Below are 5,078 nucleotides of genomic sequence, written 5' to 3'. Positions count from 1 at the left end.
ATGAAAGTATGAGTGGAGGCGGCGAATCGGATTTCCCAGAGGCTCGCGCACTCCAGTACTCGCCGAAACGCAGGCGGGCTTATCTTCCGTGTTCGGGATGGGTACGGGAGGAACCCCGCCGCTGTGGCCGCCGTAACGCCGACCGACGGAATCGAACCGTCGTCAAACCAGTATCGGTGGCGAAACCGTGTGTATGTGTAGTCCAGTTTGCGTCCGGACCCGTTTCCGGGTACTTGATCCGAATGCGGTATGAATGTGTGGCTCGATCGGTTAGTGCTCGCGGGCTCAATGCCTCGTTGCCTTGGCACGTACACCCCGAGTCTATCGAACTCGTCTTCTACGAGTGATCTCAGTGGTATCTCTTTTCCAGGTGGGTTTCGAGCTTAGATGCGTTCAGCTCTTACCCCGTGGTGCGTAGCTGCCCGGCACGTGCTCTTTCGAACAGCCGGTACACTAGTGGCACCCATTCGTAGTTCCTCTCGTACTATACGAACGTTCCCGTCAGATACCATAACACCCCCAATAGATAGCAGCCGACCTGTCTCACGACGGTCTAAACCCAGCTCACGACCTCCTTTAATAGGCGAACAACCTCACCCTTGCCCGCTTCTGCACGGGCAGGATGGAGGGAACCGACATCGAGGTAGCAAGCCACTCGGTCGATATGTGCTCTTGCGAGTGACGACTCTGTTATCCCTAAGGTAGCTTTTCTGTCAGCAATTGGCCGCATCAAGCAGCCTAATTGGTTCGCTAGACCACGCTTTCGCGTCAGCGTCCGTCGTTGTGCCGGACACTGTCAGGCTTCCGTATGCTCTTGCGCTCTTTCCCGAGTCTCCGACTCGGGTGAGGAAACCTTGGGGCGCGCTCGATATCTTTTCAAGCGCGTACCGCCCCAGTCAAACTGCCCGGCTACCAGTGTCCTCCTCCCGGAGTGAGAGTCGCAGTCACCATCGGGTAGTATTTCAATGATGGCTCGGTGGGCCGCTAGCGCGGCTACCTGTGTAATGCCTCCTACCTATGCTGCACAATGGCGACCACGTCTCAGTGACAGCCTGCAGTAAAGCTCTATAGGGTCTTCGCTTCCCCTTGGGGGTCTCCAGACTCCGCACTGGAAAGTACAGTTCACCGGGCCCAACGTTGGGACAGTGGCGCTCTCGTTGATCCATTCATGCAAGCCGCTACTAAAGCGGCAAGGTACTACGCTACCTTAAGAGGGTCATAGTTACCCCCGCCGTTAACGGGTCCTTCGTCCTCTTGTAAGAGGTGTTCAGATACCCGCACTGGGCAGGATTCAGTGACCGTACGAGTCCTTACGGATTTGCGGTCACCTATGTTGTTACTAGACAGTCGGAGCGCCCGAGTCACTGCGACCTGCCTCTTTCCGAGGCAGGCATCCCTTCTTCCGAAGGTACGGGACTAACTTGCCGAATTCCCTAACGTCGGTTGATCCCGACAGACCTTGGCTTTCGCCGCCATGAGTACCTGTGTCGGATCTCGGTACGGACAGTGTGTTCGCCTTTTCACGGGCTCTAGGTTGACCTCTCTTGCGCTATCCAGCCATTCGTTCGCTTCGTGCCATTACGGCTTCCACGAATTTCGACTGTTCGACCGGGCGAATGCCCGGCAGAGGCGGCCCCAAAGCGTTGGCTTTGAGTACACACTGGCATAGGAATATTAACCTATTTCCCTGTTGTCAGCTTCGACTTACGGGCTGACTTAGGACCGGCTAACCCTCAGCTGATCAGCATTGCTGAGGAACCCTTACTCATTAGGCCGTCGGGGTTCGAACCCGACTAACGCTGCTACTATGACCAGGATTTTCGTTACTGAACGGTCCACACGACTTCTCAGCCGTGCTTCCGCCCGAACAGAACGCCAACCTACGAGATCACCATGTAACTGGTGCTGCTAGGTCTCGGTGGTGAACTTGAGCCCCGATCATTTTGGGCGCCTCAAACCTCGGCCGGTAAGCTGTTACGCTTTTCTTAGAGGGTAGCTGCTTCTAAGCTCACCTCCCGGCTGTCTAGGGCTTGAGACCACCTTCGATCGCACTTAGTCCACACTTGGGGACCTTAACCCAGCTCTGGGTTGTCTCCCTCACGGTACACAGGCTTACCCCGCGCACCGGACTCCCTGCGTCAAACGGCGTTCGTAAGTTTGGAGTTGGACAGGGGGGCGCACTCCTCTCGGAGTGCGGTCCCCCAATCCGTCGCTCTACCTCACGAACTACCTCAGCAGAGGTCATGCTTCGACATGTTTCGGTTGGAACCAGCTGTTTCTGAATTCGATGGGCCTTTCACCCCTAGACGTAAGTCACGAGAGGGTATTGTAGGACACCAACTCTAACAGACTTCCACGTGCCTTTCGGCACGCTTCATCTTGCTCACGCCTAGATCATCCAGTTTCGGGTAATGCCCGTTTGACTCCCCGCGCTTGAACACGGCGGCCCTCACACAAAGTGCTGCGGCCCTGTCGGTTTCCCTACGCCTTCCCCGATAATCGGGTTAGACTCGTCAAACAGGCATACTCCCTGGTTCGTTTTTCAAAACGTACGACGGAACACCGGCTTCCTGATCGTCCTACTAGAGGTTCGCACCTCGTTCGTTTTGATCAGGACCTTGTATGCCCCGTCGCTCTATCGCCAACTGATTTCACGCCCTATTGCACCTCCCTTCTCGGGGTGCTTTTCAGCGTTCGCTCACGCTACTTGTTCGCTATCGGTCTTGAGGAGTGTTTAGTCTTTGCAGTCGATGCCTGCAACATTCACGAGGAATATCCAATCCCCGCTACTCTGGAGCTGACGCACAGCATACTCGTCAACAGTACGGGACTGTCACCCTGTTTCGTGCTCCGTTCCAGGAGACTTCTTGTTGAGTTTCTGCTGATGAGAGTCAGTCCGAACACCACATTGCCCGTGAAGGCTTCGGTTTGGACTTCATCGCGTTCATTCGCCATTACTAACGACATCACGTTACGTTTTCTTTTCCTGTCGATACTAAGATGTTTCAATTCTCGACGTTCCCCATTGCGCGAAGCAATTGCGGTGGGGATTCCCATTCGGAGATCCCAAGTTCTTAGCCTCCGTGCGGCTCCCTTGGGCTTTTCGCAGCTTGGCACGTCCTTCTTCAGCTCTCAAGCCGAGCGATCCACCAGCTGGCACAGTAGCCACGTTCGTCGGATCAGAGTGACCCGGGAACGGGTCCAGTGGACGCCTGGACTACACGTACACACGGTCTCATCTGCACGCTTGTAGACAGCAAGCCTGCATTAACCCTTCCCAGCCACACTTACGCGGGCTGGTGCATCGGTTCTGTCGTACTCAATCATCGAGCCGTCTCCCACTTAAGGGGCACGATTCGATGATCAGTACGAGACATGGACCCACAGGGATTCGAACCCTGGGCATCCTCCTTGCAAAGGAGGCACTCTACCACTGAGCTATGGGCCCACCCCGCCGGGACTCGATCGAGTCCGGACGGGAGCGTAATGTTAGCCTTGATAGTTCAAAGGTGCCCAGTCGGCCCATGATGGGTCGACCGAACGTGGAACCGCGTTGAAGGTGGGCTGGGGCGACGCCCCAGTCCCGGTCTGTGGAGGTGATCCAGCCGCAGATTCCCCTACGGCTACCTTGTTACGACTTAAGCCCCCTTGCGAAGCCCAGATTCGACCCCTATACAGGGGCCTCATCCGGACCTCACTCGGGTGCTTTGACGGGCGGTGTGTGCAAGGAGCAGGGACGTATTCACCGCGCTCTTCTGAAGCGCGATTACTACCGAATCCAGCTTCATGTGGGCGAGTTTCAGCCCACAATCCGAACTACGATCGAGTTTCGGAGATTAGCGTCGCCTTTCGGCGTTGCATCCCACTGTCTCGACCATTGTAGCCCGCGTGTTGCCCAGCACATTCGGGGCATACTGACCTACCGTTGCCCGTTCCTTCCTCCAGTTTGGCACTGGCAGTCCTCTTAATGTACCCAGCCACCACAAGGGTGCTGCTGGCAATTAAGGGTGCGGGTCTCGCTCGTTGCCTGACTTAACAGGACGCCTCACGGTACGAGCTGACGGCGGCCATGCACCTCCTCTCAGTAGCTCCAGTAAGCTCATCACACTGACCTTCATTGCATACTGTCGATGCTGGTGAGATGTCCGGCGTTGAGTCCAATTAAACCGCAGGCTCCTCCGGTTGTAGTGCTCCCCCGCCAATTCCTTTAAGTTTCATCCTTGCGGACGTACTTCCCAGGCGGTCTGCTTCACGGCTTCCCTACGACACAGCACAGGCTCGTAGCCTGTGCCACATCTAGCAGACATCGTTTACAGCTCGGACTACCCGGGTATCTAATCCGGTTCGTGACCCGAGCTTTCGTCCCTCACCGTCGGATCCGTCTTTCCAGAGCGCTTTCGCCACCGGTGGTCCGTCCAGGATTACAGGATTTCACTCCTACCCCGGACGTACCCTCTGGATCTTCCGGTCCCAAGCCACGCAGTTTCCGTCGGACGCCTCTCCGTTAGGCGGAGAGATTTCCCGATGGACTTGCGCGGCCAGCTACGGACGCTTTAGGCCCAATAAGAGCGGCCATCACTTGTGCTGCCGGTATTACCGCGGCGGCTGGCACCGGTCTTGCCCAGCACTTATTCTGTGACCTCCTTACGGTCACGAAAAGCGAGGGCTCTATGCCCTCGCACTTGGAGTCCCCTTATCGCACTCGCGTGCAGTGTAAAGGTTTCGCGCCTGCTGCGCCCCGTAGGGCCCGGTATCTTGTCTCAGATACCGTCTCCGGGCTCTTGCTCTCACAACCCGTACCGATTACTGGCACGGTGGGCCGTTACCCCACCGTCTACCTAATCGGCCGCAGCCACATCCTACAGCGCCGGAGCGTTTCGAGCTCACACCACTCCAGGTGTTGAGCTGTATGCGCTATTAGCCTCAGTTTCCCGAGGTTATCGCGCTCTGTAGGGTAGTTTGGCCACGTGTTACTGAGCTATCTGCTACGGGTCTAAACCCGTGCAACTAGCATGGCTAAATCGGACTCCAATAGCAATGGCCTCCGGCAGGATCAACCGGAGTGCTCTATCCCCGGC

At 56.6% G+C, this 5,078-nt stretch carries 1 tRNA gene and 3 rRNA genes; all 4 read right to left on the bottom strand.

Going from position 1 to position 5,078, the window contains the following annotated elements:
- Nucleotides 1-13 precede the first annotated feature (13 nt).
- A 5S ribosomal RNA gene (gene rrf / locus CV102_RS25535) occupies nucleotides 14-135 on the bottom strand.
- Nucleotides 136-252: 117 nt separating this feature from the next.
- Nucleotides 253-3,174 (bottom strand): 23S ribosomal RNA (locus CV102_RS25530).
- A gap of 202 nt (nucleotides 3,175-3,376) precedes the next feature.
- A tRNA-Ala gene (locus CV102_RS25525) sits at nucleotides 3,377-3,448 on the bottom strand.
- Nucleotides 3,449-3,591: 143 nt separating this feature from the next.
- A 16S ribosomal RNA gene (locus tag CV102_RS25520) occupies nucleotides 3,592-5,064 on the bottom strand.
- The 16S, 23S and 5S rRNA genes sit together here with 1 tRNA gene alongside, the layout of an rRNA operon.
- Nucleotides 5,065-5,078: the final 14 nt, after the last annotated feature.

The organism is Natronococcus pandeyae, from assembly GCF_008122205.1.
Lineage (GTDB): Archaea > Halobacteriota > Halobacteria > Halobacteriales > Natrialbaceae > Natronococcus > Natronococcus pandeyae.
Note: the sequence above shows the minus strand (reverse complement) of the source record. Positions and strands in the feature narration are given on the sequence as shown.